We start from the raw sequence: 15,346 nt of genomic DNA, 5'->3' as shown, positions 1-15,346 counted from the left end.
ACGAGCTCCGTCCATCCGCCGAACGGGGCCCCCGGGGAATGGTGTCAGATCAACGACGGAGCATGGGCTGCTGCCCCGACGCTCGTCCCCCGAAACCCGGACCCCGGAATGCGATCGCCCGTGTGGAAGCGACGACCGCCCCCAACCCTACCGGCCCATATGTACGAGCATCAGTGCTCAGGTGACTCAACAGGCGCCGAAGTGACCAGTTCTGTCAGTACGCCGTGACAATCCTTGGGGTGCAGGAAGGTGATCCGTGACCCCATGGAGCCGCGCCGGGGCTCCTCGTACAGAACGCGTACGCCCTTGTCCTTGATCGCGGCCGCGTCCCCGTCGACGTCCGCCGTACCGAAGGCGATGTGGTGCACACCCTCGCCGTTCTTGGCGAGCCACTTGGCCACCGTGGAGTCCTCCCGGGTCGGCTCCAGGAGCTGCAGGTACGAGGATCCGCCGTCGGACGTATCGTTGATCTTGAGCATGGCCTCGCGTACGCCCTGCTCCTCGTTGACCTCGGAGTGGAAAACCTCGAAGCCGTACGTGGCCCGGTAGAACTCGACAGTCGCGTCGAGGTCGTGACAGGCGATCCCGATGTGGTCGATTCGCGTCAGCATGGATTCAGTGCAGCGCTCCGGAGGTGGTTACGCAACGTGCGCGCGATCACACCGACAGCCCGATGACGGGGTGGAGTACCGCTCAGTACATTCGAAGTAAACCCTCGTTCACTCCTCGGCCAGTGCAGGCCGGAAGGGGATCGCAGCTCATGTCTTCTGCAAAGAACGGCTCGACTTCCGTCATCGTCGCGGGTGCCCGCACCCCGATGGGACGGCTGCTCGGTTCGCTGAAGTCCTTCTCCGGAGCCGACCTCGGCGGCTTCGCGATCAAGGCCGCCCTCGACCGCGCGGGGATCGGCGGCGACCAGGTGCAGTACGTGATCATGGGCCAGGTGCTCCAGGCCGGGGCCGGGCAGATCCCGGCGCGCCAGGCCGCGGTCAAGGCCGGGATCCCGATGAGCGTCCCGGCACTGACCATCAACAAGGTGTGCCTCTCCGGCCTCGACGCCATCGCCCTCGCCGACCAGCTGATCCGCGCCGGCGAGTTCGACGTGGTCGTGGCGGGTGGCCAGGAGTCCATGACGAACGCCCCGCACCTGCTGTCGAAGTCCCGCGAGGGCTTCAAGTACGGCGCGGTCGAGATGCTCGACGCGATGGCCCACGACGGCCTGACCGACGCCTTCGAGAACATCGCCATGGGCGAGTCCACGGAGAAGCACAACACCCGGCTCGGCATCGCCCGCCCGGAGCAGGACGAGATCGCCGCGCTGTCCCACCAGCGCGCCGCCGCCGCGCAGAAGAACGGCATCTTCGAGGCCGAGATCACCCCGGTCGAGATCCCGCAGCGCAAGGGCGAGCCGGTCGTCTTCAGCAAGGACGAGGGCATCCGCGGCGACACCACGGCCGAGTCGCTGGGCAAGCTGCGCCCGGCGTTCGCCAAGGACGGCACGATCACCGCGGGCTCGTCCTCGCAGATCTCCGACGGCGCGGCCGCGGTCGTGGTGATGAGCAAGGCGAAGGCCGAGGAGCTCGGCCTGGAGTGGATCGCGGAGATCGGCGCGCACGGCAACGTCGCGGGCCCCGACAACTCCCTCCAGTCCCAGCCGTCCAACGCCATCGGGCACGCCCTGAAGAAGGAGGGCCTGGAGGTCTCGGACCTCGACCTGATCGAGATCAACGAGGCCTTCGCCGCTGTCGCCGTGCAGTCAATGAAGGACCTCGGGGTGTCCAGCGAAAGGGTGAACGTCAACGGCGGCGCCATTGCCCTGGGTCACCCGATCGGGATGTCCGGGGCCCGTCTCGTACTCCACCTGGCGCTGGAGCTGAAGCGGCGTGGTGGCGGCGTCGGCGCGGCGGCGCTGTGCGGTGGTGGCGGTCAGGGTGACGCGCTGATCGTGCGGGTACCGAAGCACTGAGCAGTCGTCAGTCTGTCGTGTCGGTGATGTGAACGGAGCTGTGATGCAGGACGTCTCCACGCTGGTGGCCCAGGCGAGGGAGGGCCGGCCGCGTGCCGTGGCCCGGTTGATCTCGCTGGTGGAGGGGGCGTCCCCGCAGCTCAGGGAGGTCATGGCGACGCTGGCCCCCCTGACCGGCGGGGCGTACGTGGTCGGCCTCACCGGCTCCCCGGGCGTCGGGAAGTCCACCACGACCTCGGCGCTGGTGACGGCGTACCGCAAGCAGGGCAGGCGGGTCGGCGTCCTGGCCGTCGACCCGTCGTCCCCGTTCTCCGGCGGAGCCCTGCTCGGTGACCGGGTCCGGATGTCGGACCACGCCTCCGACCCCGGCGTCTACATCCGCTCCATGGCCACCCGGGGCCACCTCGGCGGCCTGGCCTGGGCCGCGCCGCAGGCGATCCGCGTGCTGGACGCGGCGGGCTGCGACGTGATCCTCGTCGAGACGGTGGGCGTCGGCCAGTCGGAGGTGGAGATCGCCTCCCAGGCCGACACCTCGGTCGTCCTCCTCGCCCCCGGTATGGGCGACGGCATCCAGGCGGCCAAGGCCGGAATCCTGGAGATCGGCGACGTCTACGTCGTCAACAAGGCGGACCGCGACGGCGCCGACGCCACGGCCCGCGAACTGAACCACATGCTCGGCCTCGGCGAGTCCCGCGCCCCCGGCGACTGGCGCCCGCCGATCGTCAAGACGGTCGCCGCGCGCGCCGAGGGCGTCGACGAGGTCGTGGAGGCGCTGGAGAAGCACCGCGCCTGGATGGAGGAACGGGGCGTGCTGACGGAGCGCCGGCGGTCCCGGGCCTCCCGCGAGGTCGAGACCATCGCGGTCACGGCACTGCGGGAACGCATCGCGGACCTCCACGGCGACCGCCGCCTGAGCGCGCTGGCGGAGCGGATAGTGGCCGGCGAGCTGGACCCGTACCGCGCGGCGGACGAGCTGGTGGCGGGGGTCACGGACGGGGCATGACGCAACGCCGGTACGGGTCGCAGCTCGTACCGGCGCTCGAGGGGTCAGGGCCGTTCAGGCCGGAGGCGGGGTCCGGGGAGCCCGGCTCTGAGCGCGGTCAGTCCTCGCCGCGGTCGTCACCCTGGTCGTCGTCGTTGTCCTTGCCGTTGTCCTTGCCGTGGTCGTCGGAACGGTCGTCCTGGTCGTCCGCACGGCTGTGGTCCCGGTCGTCACCACGGTCGTCGTCCCGGTCACCACGGTCGTCGTTCTGGTCGTCGGAACGGTCGTCCGCACGACTGTCGTCCCGGTCGTCCGCGTGATCGTCGTCCCGGTCACCACGGTCGTCGCCCTGGTCGTCGTCCCGGTCGTCGTCACGGTCCGCGGTGACCTGGCCCGACTTCAGGTCGACGTTCCATTGGCCCTCCTTGCCGTCCGTGCCGCCGGTCTCGACGTCCCACGAGTTCACCCGGTCGTCGTCATCGAGGTCCACCGAGGTGACGAACCCCTTCGCCGACGCGGCGTTCGCCGCCTCCAGCGCGGTGACCCGGGCGCCCTTCAGCGCGGCCCGGTCGTCCCGGTCGTCGTCACCGTCGTCGTCCCGGTCGGTCGACGTGCCGAGCACCCTCCCCGACGCCGGGTCCACGTGCACCGTGTACGAGGTCGTGCCCTGGCCGAGCACCTCGACCTCCCAGCCCCGCCGGTCGTCGCCGTCGTCGCTGTCGTCGTCGAGGTCCGCCGAGACCGCGGTCCCCGGCCGCGCCTTCAGCGCCGCCTCGACGGCCTCCGCGGCCGTCACCTGCGCGCCGCGGACGGCGGTGCCGTCGTCGTCCCGGTCGTCGTCCCCCTGGTCGTCCCGCTGATCGGCGCCCACCGCGTCGGTGGACGCGGACGCGGTCGGCGTGGCCGGCGAGTCGCCGCCGCTGCCCGCGAAAGCCAGGGTCGTGCCGCCGCCGATCACGGCGGTCGCGACCACTGCGGCGATGGCGATGTTGCGCTTCATGGGTTTCCTCCCCGAGTTCGGGTGTCGTTACGACGTCCACCACGCTGCCGTCCGACGCCTGAAGCCACGCTGAAGCCGCCTGAAGATCACTTCAGGTTGGGTTTGCGACCCTTGGGGCATGCGGCTGCTGATCGTGGAGGACGAGAAACGCCTTGCGCTGTCCCTCGCCAAGGGCCTGACGGCGGAGGGCTACGCCGTGGACGTCGTCCACGACGGCCTGGAGGGCCTGCACCGGGCGACGGAGTCGCCCTACGACCTGCTCGTCCTCGACATCATGCTGCCCGGCATGAACGGCTACCGCGTCTGCTCCACCCTGCGCGCCGCCGGCAACGACGTGCCGATCCTGATGCTCACCGCGAAGGACGGCGAGTACGACGAGGCGGAGGGCCTGGACACGGGCGCCGACGACTACCTGACCAAGCCGTTCTCCTACGTCGTTTTGGTCGCCCGCGTCCGCGCCCTGCTGCGCCGCCGCGGCCAGCACGGCGCCTCGCCGGTCCTAGCGGTCGGCCCCCTGCGCGTCGACACCGCCGCCCGCCGGGTCACCCGTGACGACGACGAGATCGCCCTGACCGCGAAGGAGTTCTCCGTGCTGGAGCAGCTCGCGGTGCGGGCCGGCGAGGTGGTGTCCAAGACGGAGATCCTGGAGCACGTCTGGGACTTCGCGTACGAGGGCGATCCGAACATCGTCGAGGTGTACGTCAGCGCGCTGCGCCGCAAGCTCGGTGCGGGGCTGATCCGTACGGTGCGGGGCGCCGGCTACCGGCTGGAGGGGCCGAGATGAGCCGGCTGTTCGGTTCCGTCCGGGCCCGGGCCACGCTCGGTGCCACACTGGTCGTCGCCGTGGCCCTGGTCGCCGCGGGGGCCGCCGTCCTGCTGTCCCTCTACTCCAACCTGACCGAGCAGGCCGGTACCGAGGCGGAGCGCTCCGCCCGGACGGTCGCGGCCGACCTGGCCGGCGGCAAGCGTGCCGACCAGCTGTCCCTGGACGACGACGACCGTCCCGTCCAGGTCGTCGCCGAGGACGGCACGCTGGTCGCGGCCAGCGAGAAGCTGGAGCGCATCAGCGGAACGGGCACGAACGCCGTCCGGCCGCAGAAGCAGCCGCCGCCCACCCCCGAGCCGGGCACCGGCTCGGGCGACGACGACTCCGACGACTCCGACGACTCCGGTGACGAATCGGGTGACGACGCGGGTGACGACGACTCCGCCGGGGCCACGCTCCAGCCGGGCGAGATCGCCGAGGAGTCGTCCCTCACGGACGGCTCGGCGACCATCGACGGCGACGAGGCGGACTACCGGTTCGCCAAGGTGCAGGTCGAGGTCCCCGGCCAGGGCACGTACACCGTGTACGCGGGCGGTCCGCTGGCCGCCGAGCAGAACGCCGTGAGCACCGCGCAGACCGTGATGCTGATCGGCTTCCCCCTGCTGCTCGGCGTCGTCGCCGGGGTGACCTGGCTGGTCACCGGGCGCGCGCTGCGCCCCGTGGAGGGGATCCGCAGCGAGATGGCCGAGATCACCGCCTCCGAGGACCTCTCCCGGCGGGTCCCCGAACCGGGCACCCACGACGAGGTCGCCCGCCTGGCCCGCACCACCAACGAGACGCTGGCCGCCCTGGAGACCTCGGTGGACCGCCAGCGGCGTTTCGTCGCCGACGCCTCGCACGAGCTGCGCAGCCCGATCGCCTCCCTGCGCACCCAGCTGGAGGTGGCGGCGGCGCATCCGGAGTTGCTGGACCTGGACGGCGCGGTCGAGGACACCGTACGGCTGCAAAGGCTCGCCGCCGATCTGCTGCTGCTCGCCCGGCTGGACGCGGGGGAGCGGCCCACCGGCACGCGGGTCGACCTCGCCGAGCTGGCGCGTGAGCAGGCCGCGGGCCGCAAGGGCGTGTCGGTCGACGCGGACTCGCTCGAAGTGGCCGGATCGCGCGGGCAGCTGGGGCGGGTGCTGGCCAATCTGCTGGACAACGCCCAGCGGCACGCACACTCGGCGGTCACCGTGGCCGTACGGCGGGACGGGGACCGGGCGGTCGTCCAGGTCGCGGACGACGGGGACGGCGTACCCGGGGCGGACCGGGAGCGGGTCTTCGAGCGGTTCGTACGGCTGGACGACGCCCGCAGCCGGGACGAGGGCGGCGCCGGTCTCGGTCTCGCCATCGCGCGCGACGTCGCGGCCCGGCACGGCGGCACCCTCACGGTCCATGACGCGCCGGCAGGCGGAGCCCTGTTCGAACTCCGCCTGCCGCTCGCCTAGGACTTCGCTGTCAGGGCCGGCCGCGCTGCCCGCGCAGATGGTCCGCGATCGGCTTCAGGGCCTTGTCGAGTTCGGTGAGGGAATCGGAGGGCAACAGGTCGATGAAATGCCGCCGTACGGACGAGACATGGTGGGGCGCGACCTTCTGCATCGTCTCCATGCCGTGGTCGGTGAGCACCGCGTACAGCCCGCGGCGGTCGGACTCGCAGTTCTCGCGCCGCACCAGGTCGGCGTTCTCCATGCGGGTGATCTGGTGCGAGAGGCGGCTCTTGGACTGCATGGTGGCGGAGGCGAGATCGCTCATCCGCATCCGCAAATCGTCCGACTCGGAAAGGTTCACCAGGATCTCGTAGTCGTTCATCGTCAGGCCGAACGGCTGCAGGTCCTTTTCGAGCTGGTACGTCAACAGCCTGTTGACCTCCAGGTGGGTGCGCCAGGCACACTGCTCCGCATCGGTCAGCCAGCGCGTGGCCGTCTCGGTCTCCATGAATGAAGTCTACCTAAGAGGTTGAAATGTGAACTACTGAGGGTGGTGTGACAGTGCGCACGCGTTCGACGTCACACTCCGCAGACTACCGCTCACAGCCCGAAGCGACGCTGGAGGTCCCCCAGCTGTCCGGGAAGGCGCGGTGCGCCGGCTTGCGGTCCGTGCCCTCCGGTCACCCCGCCACCACCGGGTACGCCGGCCTGGTGCGGGACCGTCCCCGTGGCCTGCTCGGCCATCAGGTTCTCGGTCGACTGGAGCAGGACCGTACCGGCTCCCACGAACTCGAACTGATGCTCCTCCCCGGAGGCCCCGCCGAGGCCTGTCATCGCACGTAGACCGCCCATTACGCCCGTCATGTAGCCGTGGTCGTAGTGGTGGCACGGCGAGGGGCAGTCGGCCCAGCCGACAAGCGCTTGCGGGTCCACCCGGATCGGCGGCTCCATGAACACCACCGGACCGTTAGATGCGGCCACGAACTTTCCGGTTCCGATCAGCGTGAGAAAGCCCGGCACGATCGACTGCTTCAGCGCGAGAGTTGGCTGAAAAGCGAGCAGGTTGCCCGAGCGAATGGTCAGGTTGCCGTCTTCCAGATCGTAGGAATTCACGTCGAAGGCCCGGTCGGCGAGGAGCATCTTGCCCGAGCCCTCCGCCACGACCCAGTCCGCGGCGTGCAGTGGCGAATGGAACGACGTACGGACAAGACGGTCCAATCGCCCGTGCCCGACGCCGTTGAAGTCGATCGAGCCGTAGTAGGCGATCATCTTCCCCTTCTGCAGGAACCACTGGGTCCCCTTCAGCTCCACACAGAAGGTGTAAGCGTTCACGTTCTCGTCGGCGGGCAGCGTCACCGGGTCGTGCGCGACCGGCCCGGCGCCCCGAGTTCCGTAGGTCACAGCTTCTCCTCCGAGGCCTGGACGTACACCGCGCCGTTGCCGCTCAGCTCCAGCTGGAACGCCTCGCCGGAGCCGCGCCCCACCATGTCCCGCCAGCCCAGCGCGGTGGAGAGCTTGTTGCGCACGTCGCCGTGGTGGGCGACGTAGGCCTGCGGGTCGACGTGCACCGGGCGCTGCGGGCTGATCGGAATCTCGAAGACACCGCCATGGGCCATGACGGCCACCGAACCGTGCCCCTTGAGCGTCGTCGTGAACAGCCCCTGCCCACTGACCTGCCCCCGCACCATCCCCATGACCCCGCCCTGGGAGCCCATGAACATCGTCCCCTGCTGGAGGCTGCCCTCGAAGGCGAGCAGCCGGTCCGCCTCGACGCAGAGCGTGTCCCCGGTGAGGTCGATCACCTGCACGTGATGCCCGCCGTGCCCGAACAGCACCGTGCCGCTGCCCTCGACGGTCATGAGCGGGGTGTCCTCGTTCGCCACCCGGCGCCCGATCATCGACATGATGCCGCCCTGCCCACCGCCCATGTTGGGGGTGAAGGACACCTCGCCCCTGTAGGCGAGCATGGCGCCGCGCTGGCTGAACAGCCGCTGCCCCGGCATGACGGTCGCCTCGACCATTTTCGCATTGACCTCGCGGAAGCCCATGTCACACATCCCCCGCGATCGTGTTCCGCTCACTGGGCTGGACGTACACGAGCCCGTCCCCCTCGAACCGCATCTGGAACGCCTCGCCCCCGCCCTCTCCCATCACTGTGCGGAAGGTCACACCGGATTGGAACGACTGCCGCAGGTTCCCCTGGTGCGCCACATATGCCCCCGGGTCCACGGTCAGGGGGTACTGCGCGCTCACCCGCAGCACCACCGCCGGCCCGTCCGACATGATCGCCGCCTGCCCGTGCCCCTCGACGGTCGTCGTGAACAGCCCGTTGCCCTGCGAGGCGCCGCGCAGCCCCGTGAAGGACGTGCCGGTCCGCAGCCCGCCGTCGGTCGCGAGCAGATTGCTCGACTCCACGTAGAGCTTGTCGTTCTGGAGACTCACCAGGTTGATCTCCGAGGCCCGGTCCGCGAACCAGCACGTCCCCTGCCCCTTCACCTCCATCAGGGTCATCTGCTCGCCGGTGATGCGCCGGGTCACCATCCCCCGTATGCCCTCACCGCCGCCGCTCAGCTTCTTGAAGGCCATCTGCCCGTCGTACGCGACCATCGAGCCGTTCTTCGCCTTCACGGCGTCCCCGGTCATGTCGACGGCGAGCACCTTGCTGCCTTGAAGTCGGAACATCGCCACGGATGTGAAGGTATCGCCCGATTGGCTCCGCCGACAGAGTCAGTTTCCCGGGGCGGACCCCGACCGCACCCCTAGGGGGCCGGACCCGGACCCCCGGGCCCTCGCCCGCCCGGCCGTTTGCCACAATGGCGGAGCGATTGTGCGTCCGTTCACAAAGCGACCCGCCTCGTCAGCGAATCTCCCACCGAAGGTGACCCGTGGATCTCAAGACCGCCACCGCCCTCCGCCGCCTCCGCCTGGTCTCGGCCCCGGAGGCCGTGTCCTTCCTGATCCTGCTCCTCTGCTCGGTGCTGAAGCGGACCACGGAATTCAACGCGGTTCCCGTGATGGGCGCGGTCCACGGCGTCCTGTTCATCCTGTACGTGATCTTCTGGGCGGACGCCTGGAACCGCGCCAAGTGGAGCTTCGGCACGGGCGCCCTCTACTTCGTTCTCTCCGTGCTTCCCACCGGCGGCTTCTTCGCCGAGCGCAAGCTGCGCCGTGAGGCCGAGGACGCGGTGATCGCGGAGCGTGCCCGTAAGGAAGGGGTCGTGAGCGCGTGATCGTCGCCTTTTCCGTCACACCCCTCGGTGTCGGCGAGGACGTGGGGGAGTACGTCGCCGACGCCGTCCGCGTGGTGCGCGAGTCCGGCCTGCCGAACCGCACGGACGCGATGTTCACGTCCGTCGAGGGCGAGTGGGACGAGGTCATGGACGTCGTGAAGCGCGCGGTGGCCGCCGTGGAGGCGAGGGCGCCGCGGGTGTCCCTGGTCCTCAAGGCGGACATCCGCCCCGGTGTCACGGACGCCCTCACGTCCAAGGTCGAGACGGTGGAACGCCACCTGGCCCCGTAGCGGCACCGGGAACGGCCCCGGCCCGGCCCGCCGGCCGGGGTCTTCCCGTGCGTACCGATACGCGAGACAGGGCTGACCACGATATGACCGGCGGGTAAGGTCTGGTGACGTGCCGAAGCCGCTCAGCCTTCCCTTCGACCCCATCGCCCGCGCCGACGAACTCTGGAAGCAGCGCTGGGGCAGCGTGCCGTCCATGGCCGCGATCACCTCGATCATGCGGGCGCACCAGATCCTGCTCGCCGAGGTCGACGCGGTGGTCAAGCCGTACGGCCTGACGTTCGCGCGCTACGAGGCGCTGGTGCTGCTCACCTTCTCCAAGGCCGGCGAACTGCCGATGTCCAAGATCGGCGAGCGGCTCATGGTGCACCCGACCTCCGTCACGAACACCGTCGACCGCCTGGTGAAGTCGGGCCTGGTGGCCAGGCGCCCCAACCCCAACGACGGCCGCGGCACCCTCGCCGTGATCACCGAGAAGGGCCGCGAGGTGGTCGAGTCGGCCACCCGCGACCTGATGGCGATGGACTTCGGCCTGGGCGCCTACGATGCCGAGGAATGCGCGGAGATCTTCGCCATGCTCCGCCCACTGCGCGTCTCGGCGTGCGACTTCGAGGAGCAGTGACCCGACGGAAGATCGCCCGGAACGGGCCGTTACGCTCGATCGCATGAAAAAGAGCGTGCTGACCCGCTACCGCGTCATGGCCTACGTCACCGGTGTGCTCCTGGTCCTGCTGTGCCTGTGCATGATCGCCAAGTACGGCCTGAAGATTGACGGTGCCGCGGACGCGACGCAGGTCGTCTCCATCGCGCACGGCTGGCTGTACGTGGTCTACCTCGTCTTCGCCTTCGACCTGGGCTCAAAGGCGAAGTGGCCGGTCGCCAAGCAGGTGTGGGTGCTGCTCGCGGGCACGATCCCGACGGCGGCGTTCTTCGTCGAGCGGAAGATCTCCCGCGAGCTCGACGCCCAGGTCACGCAGGGCTCACCCGCCCCGGTGAAGGCCTAGCCGTAACCGCCGTCTCCCGCCGTGCGCGCGTGCGTGCGGCGGCAGCCGTTCACCCGATTGCCCGGACGCCCCAACAAATCAGCCGCCAGCCGTCGACATTTACTAGGACGTCCAAGTAAATTCGAGGGTATGGACGCTGACGCCATCGAAGAGGGCCGCCGACGGTGGCAGGCCCGGTACGACGCGGCGCGCAAGCGCGACGCGGACTTCACCACGCTCTCCGGCGACCCCGTGGAGCCGGTGTACGGGCCCCGACCCGGGGACACCTACGAGGGCTTCGAGCGGATCGGCTGGCCGGGGGAGTACCCCTTCACGCGTGGCCTGTATCCGACCGGCTACCGAGGGCGCACGTGGACGATCCGGCAGTTCGCCGGCTTCGGCAACGCCGAGCAGACCAACGAGCGCTACAAGATGATCCTCGCGGCCGGCGGCGGCGGCCTCTCGGTCGCCTTCGACATGCCGACCCTGATGGGCCGCGACTCCGACGACCCGCGCTCGCTCGGCGAGGTCGGCCACTGCGGGGTGGCCGTCGACTCGGCCTCCGACATGGACGTGCTCTTCCGCGACATCCCGCTCGGCGACGTCACCACGTCGATGACGATCAGCGGCCCGGCGGTCCCGGTCTTCTGCATGTACCTGGTCGCCGCCGAGCGCCAGGGCGTCGACCCGTCCGTCCTGAACGGCACGCTCCAGACGGACATCTTCAAGGAGTACATCGCCCAGAAGGAGTGGCTCTTCCAGCCCGAGCCGCATCTCCGCCTGATCGGCGACCTGATGGAGTACTGCGCGACGCGCATCCCGGCCTACAAGCCCCTCTCCGTCTCCGGCTACCACATCCGCGAGGCAGGCGCGACGGCCGCGCAGGAGCTGGCGTACACGCTCGCGGACGGCTTCGGATACGTCGAACTGGGCCTCAGCCGCGGCCTGGACGTGGACGTCTTCGCCCCCGGCCTGTCCTTCTTCTTCGACGCGCACCTCGACTTCTTCGAGGAGATCGCCAAGTTCCGCGCCGCGCGCCGCATCTGGGCCCGCTGGATGCGGGACGAGTACGGCGCCAAGTCCGACAAGGCCCAGTGGCTGCGCTTCCACACCCAGACCGCCGGTGTCTCGCTGACCGCCCAGCAGCCGTACAACAACGTCGTCCGCACGGCGGTGGAGGCCCTCGCCGCGGTCCTCGGCGGCACCAACTCGCTGCACACCAACGCGCTCGACGAGACCCTGGCGCTGCCGTCCGAGCAGGCCGCGGAGATCGCCCTGCGGACCCAGCAGGTCCTCATGGAGGAGACCGGCGTCGCCAACGTCGCCGACCCGCTGGGCGGTTCGTGGTTCGTCGAGCAGCTGACCGACCGTATCGAGGCCGACGCGGAGAAGATCTTCGACCAGATCAGGGAGCGCGGCCTGCGGGCGCACCCCGACGGCCGGCACCCGATCGGCCCGATCACCTCCGGCATCCTGCGCGGTATCGAGGACGGCTGGTTCACCGGCGAGATCGCCGAGTCCGCGTTCCGCTACCAGCAGTCCCTGGAGAAGGGCGACAAGAGGGTCGTCGGCGTCAACGCCCACACCGGCTCCGTCACCGGCGACCTGGAGATCCTGCGGGTCAGCCACGAGGTGGAGCGCGAGCAGGTACGCGCGCTGTCCGCGCGCCGCACGGGCCGCGACGAGGCGGCCGTCCGCACGGCACTCGGCGCGATGCTCGACGCCGCACGCGACGGCACCAACATGATCGAGCCGATGCTGACGGCCGTACGCGCCGAGGCGACCCTCGGTGAGATCTGCGACGCCCTGCGCGACGAGTGGGGCGTGTACACGGAGCCGGCGGGCTTCTAGGCCCGCCGAGGACGCCGGCCGACGACACAGCGGTCCGGACTCCGGCACACAGCCGAGAGCCTGGACCGCTGTCGCCCGCTGCCCGCGACTCCCCTCTTCCCGCTCAGCCAGGGCGATCCACCGGGATCACGTCGTGTCCGCGTCGCCTTCTTCCCGTACGGGTCTTTCGAGTCGCCCGGCGTTCCCCGCTTCCCCGCCCCGTTCGGCCGTCGCCGCACCCGCCAGCCCCAGCAGCAGTACCCGAGTCAGTGAGCGCGCCCAGTCCGCGTCCGCCGGTTCCGCGCTGACCAGGGAGCGGTGGACCACCGCCCCCGCCACCATGTCGAAGATCAGGTCCACGGTGGGGGCCGCGTCGGTGGGGTCGGGCTCCGCCGGGAGTTCGCCGCGTGCCTGTGCGCGGGCCCGGCCCACCACGACCAGGCGTTTCTGGCGGTCGACGATCGTCGCGCGGACGCGTTCGCGCAGCGCGGGGTCGCGGGTCGACTCCGCGACCACCGCCATCAGGCCGCTCCTGGCCTCCGGCCGGTCCAGGATCGCGGCCAGCTGGAGCACCACGCCCTCGATGTCGGCGCCCAGGGTGCCGCGGTCGGGCAGGCGCAGTTCGTCGAAGAGTTCCGCCACCGCGTCGACGACCAGTTCGTTCTTGCCCGCCCAGCGGCGGTAGAGCGTCGTTTTCGCAACCCCGGCGCGGGCCGCGACGTCTCCCAAGGTGAGCTTGGACCAGCCGAGTTCCACCAGGGCCGCCCGGGTCGCGGCCAGGATGGCGGTGTCGGCGGCGGCGCTGCGCGGGCGACCCGTGCGGCCGGCGGGGGTGCGGCTCTGCATCTTTCGACCATATCCGGGCCCGCGTGCGGCGGGTTTCGGCCGACAGTGAGGGAGATCACCAGGCGAGGCTGTCGACGGGGCGCCCCCTGTCGTTACGCTACGACTCGTAGCGAAAGCGCGTGTTCGACCTGTTCTCCCGTGGCGTACGGGGACATTCGTCTCGTGCACGAGCGACGACCACAGGCGTGGGGTGGGGACCCGGCGTCGAACGCACGCACGGCTTCGAGGGCGCTTTTCACAGACGCCCGGGTGACGGGGGAGGATAGACGCATGCAGCCACGGAACATGTCCATGAGCGGCGTCGTCGACCTCGCCGCGGTGAAGGCGGCCCAGGAGGCCAAGGCCAAGGCCGAGCAGGCGCGCGCCACAGCGGCGCGCGAGGGCGGCGGCGGGGCCGTCTCCCCGGCCGATCTCGTCATCGACGTCGATGAGGCCGGATTCGAGCGCGACGTCCTCCAGCGCTCCACCGAGGTCCCGGTCGTCATCGACTTCTGGGCCGAGTGGTGTGAGCCCTGCAAGCAGCTCAGCCCGGTGCTGGAGCGGCTCGCCGTCGAGTACAACGGTCGCTTCCTCCTCGCCAAGATCGATGTCGACGCCAACCAGATGCTGATGCAGCAGTTCGGGATCCAGGGGATCCCGGCGGTCTTCGCGGTCGTCGCGGGCCAGGCGCTGCCGCTCTTCCAGGGTGCCGCCGCGGAGGCGCAGATCCGGGAGACTCTCGACCAGTTGGTCACCGTCGCCGAGCAGCGCTTCGGGCTGACCGGCCTGACCGTCGACCCGGAGGCCCAGCCGGGCGGGCAGGAGCCGGCGGAGGCTCCCGTCGGCCCTTACGACGCCCTGCTGAACGCCGCCGCACAGGCGTTGGACGCGGGTGATCTGACCACGGCCGTCCAGGCGTACAAGAACGTGCTCGCCGACGACCCCGCCCACCCGGAGGCCAAACTCGGTCTGGCGCAGGCGGAGTTGCTCCAGCGCGTGCAGGGGCTGGACGTGCAGCGGGTGCGCAAGGAGGCGGCCGACCGGCCGGCCGACGCGCAGGCGCAGATCGTGGCCGCCGACCTGGACCTGGTGGGCGGTCATGTCGAGGACGCCTTCGGGCGGCTCATCGACACCGTGCGCCGCACGGCGGGCGACGACCGGGATGCCGTACGACTGCGGCTGCTGGAGCTGTTCGAGGTGGTCGGCGGGGACGATCCGCGGGTGACCGCGGCTCGCCGGGCGCTGGCGCGCGCGCTGTTCTGAGCAGTGCGGGGCCCGGGTCCTGGTCAGTTGCTGAACGTCGGGACGTGTGAGCCCTGAGTGAGGAAGTGTCCGACGGGGCGCCAGGGCGGCCGCGCTTTACCAAATCTTGGTAATCGCGGCCGCTGTTACTGCGAGTAAGTCATGGGCGTTCATCTGTCGGATTCTGTCCAGCGATCAATAGTTTTGTCCTACCCCTAGTTGGCACCCAGAGTCGCTGACCGAGTCCGGCTGGTCGTTGTTCGGTTATCCGGCCGTTACTAGCGAGTAACGAACCCCCTTGTGCGGGCGGCGAGAATGCACCACGATCGGCGACGCTCGGTCCATTCCCGTACCCCGACATCCAATCGGGCCGCGGGACTTCCTGGGTCCCCACCGAGCAGAGCCGACGCCCCTGGCGCCGGCTCTTGGGCAGGGGGGTCTTCGCCCACCCGGCGAAGCCTGTCCAGCAAGGTTGTGCGTGATGCGTGTCAGGCGCGACCAGTGGTTGTCGCTCGGGGGTGATCGCCGGTGATTCGGGCGCCGTTGTGCGCCGCCGAGCGCGGGCGCTCTCCTTTCCGAGGACGTAGCACTTCTCCCATCCCTGTCCGGTTGAGCTCCCTTTGGGATCTGGTCGGGGCAGGCGATGTACGTCCGAGAAGGAGGAAATATGGAGTCCCAAGTGCGTGGTGGGACCAGATGGAAGCGGTTCGCTGTGGTCATGGTGCCCAGCGTCGCCGCTACGGCGTGCATAGGTGTCGCTCTCGCGCAG

General features: G+C 70.1%; 17 protein-coding genes and 1 pseudogene. 11 read left to right on the top strand and 7 right to left on the bottom strand.

From position 1 onward, the window contains the following. Window positions 1-170: 170 nt before the first annotated feature. The gene (gene mce, locus AB0O67_RS21070) at window positions 171-611 is read right to left on the bottom strand and encodes a methylmalonyl-CoA epimerase (protein ID WP_365452183.1); all 441 of its coding nucleotides are present in this window, start codon (window positions 609-611) and stop codon (window positions 171-173) included. Window positions 612-760: 149 nt separating this feature from the next. On the opposite strand from mce, the gene AB0O67_RS21065 reads away from it, so the two are divergent. Together AB0O67_RS21065 and meaB are read left to right on the top strand one after the other, a co-directional pair. Continuing rightward, a complete protein-coding gene (locus AB0O67_RS21065) occupies window positions 761-1,966 on the top strand; it encodes an acetyl-CoA C-acetyltransferase (RefSeq protein WP_365452181.1) in 1,206 nt (401 codons plus the stop codon). Between the two features lie 43 nt (window positions 1,967-2,009). Continuing rightward, window positions 2,010-2,969 carry a methylmalonyl Co-A mutase-associated GTPase MeaB gene (gene meaB / locus AB0O67_RS21060; RefSeq protein WP_365452179.1) on the top strand — a complete coding sequence of 320 codons (960 nt, stop codon included), beginning with the start codon at window positions 2,010-2,012 and terminating at the stop codon, window positions 2,967-2,969. A 97-nt stretch (window positions 2,970-3,066) separates the two neighbouring features. Here the strand turns inward: meaB and AB0O67_RS21055 are convergent, their stop codons facing one another. Then, complete coding sequence (locus AB0O67_RS21055; protein WP_365452177.1) at window positions 3,067-3,948, bottom strand: PepSY domain-containing protein; 882 nt, start codon at window positions 3,946-3,948, stop codon at window positions 3,067-3,069. Between the two features lie 118 nt (window positions 3,949-4,066). Here AB0O67_RS21055 and AB0O67_RS21050 point away from each other — a divergent pair, with 118 nt between their 5' ends. Next, on the top strand, window positions 4,067-4,732 hold the full coding sequence (locus AB0O67_RS21050; protein WP_365452175.1) for a response regulator transcription factor: 666 nt from the start codon (window positions 4,067-4,069) through the stop codon (window positions 4,730-4,732). Beyond that, window positions 4,729-6,201, top strand: a complete 1,473-nt coding sequence (locus AB0O67_RS21045; RefSeq protein WP_365452173.1) for an ATP-binding protein — start codon at window positions 4,729-4,731, stop codon at window positions 6,199-6,201. The genes AB0O67_RS21050 and AB0O67_RS21045 overlap by 4 nt, the downstream gene beginning before the upstream one ends. Window positions 6,202-6,211: 10 nt before the next feature. Here the strand turns inward: AB0O67_RS21045 and AB0O67_RS21040 are convergent, their stop codons facing one another. From AB0O67_RS21040 to AB0O67_RS21025, 4 genes are all read right to left on the bottom strand, one after another. After that, the gene (locus tag AB0O67_RS21040; RefSeq protein ID WP_365452171.1) at window positions 6,212-6,688 is read right to left on the bottom strand and encodes a MarR family transcriptional regulator; all 477 of its coding nucleotides are present in this window, start codon (window positions 6,686-6,688) and stop codon (window positions 6,212-6,214) included. A 92-nt stretch (window positions 6,689-6,780) separates the two neighbouring features. Then, on the bottom strand, window positions 6,781-7,581 hold the full coding sequence (locus AB0O67_RS21035; protein WP_365452169.1) for an AIM24 family protein: 801 nt from the start codon (window positions 7,579-7,581) through the stop codon (window positions 6,781-6,783). Next, on the bottom strand, window positions 7,578-8,228 hold the full coding sequence (locus AB0O67_RS21030; protein ID WP_365452167.1) for an AIM24 family protein: 651 nt from the start codon (window positions 8,226-8,228) through the stop codon (window positions 7,578-7,580). Before AB0O67_RS21030 ends, AB0O67_RS21035 begins: the two co-directional genes overlap by 4 nt. Window position 8,229: 1 nt before the next feature. Continuing rightward, window positions 8,230-8,862 (bottom strand): AIM24 family protein, encoded by a 633-nt coding sequence (locus tag AB0O67_RS21025; RefSeq protein WP_365452221.1) that lies wholly within the window; start codon window positions 8,860-8,862, stop codon window positions 8,230-8,232. Window positions 8,863-9,065: 203 nt separating this feature from the next. Between AB0O67_RS21025 and AB0O67_RS21020 the strand changes: the two genes are divergently transcribed. From AB0O67_RS21020 to AB0O67_RS21000, 5 genes are all read left to right on the top strand, one after another. Continuing rightward, window positions 9,066-9,410 (top strand): DUF3817 domain-containing protein, encoded by a 345-nt coding sequence (locus AB0O67_RS21020; protein ID WP_365452165.1) that lies wholly within the window; start codon window positions 9,066-9,068, stop codon window positions 9,408-9,410. After that, window positions 9,407-9,700, top strand: coding sequence for an MTH1187 family thiamine-binding protein (locus AB0O67_RS21015; RefSeq protein ID WP_365452163.1), 294 nt, complete (start codon window positions 9,407-9,409; stop codon window positions 9,698-9,700). Before AB0O67_RS21020 ends, AB0O67_RS21015 begins: the two co-directional genes overlap by 4 nt. 109 nt (window positions 9,701-9,809) lie before the next feature. Then, window positions 9,810-10,319, top strand: coding sequence for a MarR family transcriptional regulator (locus tag AB0O67_RS21010; RefSeq protein WP_365452161.1), 510 nt, complete (start codon window positions 9,810-9,812; stop codon window positions 10,317-10,319). 43 nt (window positions 10,320-10,362) lie between these two features. Next, window positions 10,363-10,701, top strand: a complete 339-nt coding sequence (locus tag AB0O67_RS21005) for a DUF3817 domain-containing protein (RefSeq protein WP_365452159.1) — start codon at window positions 10,363-10,365, stop codon at window positions 10,699-10,701. Between the two features lie 129 nt (window positions 10,702-10,830). Continuing rightward, window positions 10,831-12,531 carry a methylmalonyl-CoA mutase family protein gene (locus AB0O67_RS21000; protein WP_365452157.1) on the top strand — a complete coding sequence of 567 codons (1,701 nt, stop codon included), beginning with the start codon at window positions 10,831-10,833 and terminating at the stop codon, window positions 12,529-12,531. A gap of 126 nt (window positions 12,532-12,657) precedes the next feature. Here the strand turns inward: AB0O67_RS21000 and AB0O67_RS20995 are convergent, their stop codons facing one another. Beyond that, window positions 12,658-13,356 carry a TetR/AcrR family transcriptional regulator gene (locus AB0O67_RS20995; RefSeq protein ID WP_365452155.1) on the bottom strand — a complete coding sequence of 233 codons (699 nt, stop codon included), beginning with the start codon at window positions 13,354-13,356 and terminating at the stop codon, window positions 12,658-12,660. Between the two features lie 270 nt (window positions 13,357-13,626). Between AB0O67_RS20995 and AB0O67_RS20990 the strand changes: the two genes are divergently transcribed. Then, entirely contained in the window at window positions 13,627-14,598 is a 972-nt protein-coding gene (locus AB0O67_RS20990) for a tetratricopeptide repeat protein (protein ID WP_365452153.1), read from the top strand. Between the two features lie 646 nt (window positions 14,599-15,244). Then, window positions 15,245-15,346: pseudogene (locus AB0O67_RS20985) on the top strand (cholesterol esterase); the annotation flags it as partial.

This window comes from Streptomyces sp. NPDC086077, assembly GCF_040686175.1.
Taxonomy (GTDB): Bacteria; Actinomycetota; Actinomycetes; order Streptomycetales; family Streptomycetaceae; genus Streptomyces.
This window is presented reverse-complemented; position numbering and strand designations above follow the sequence as displayed.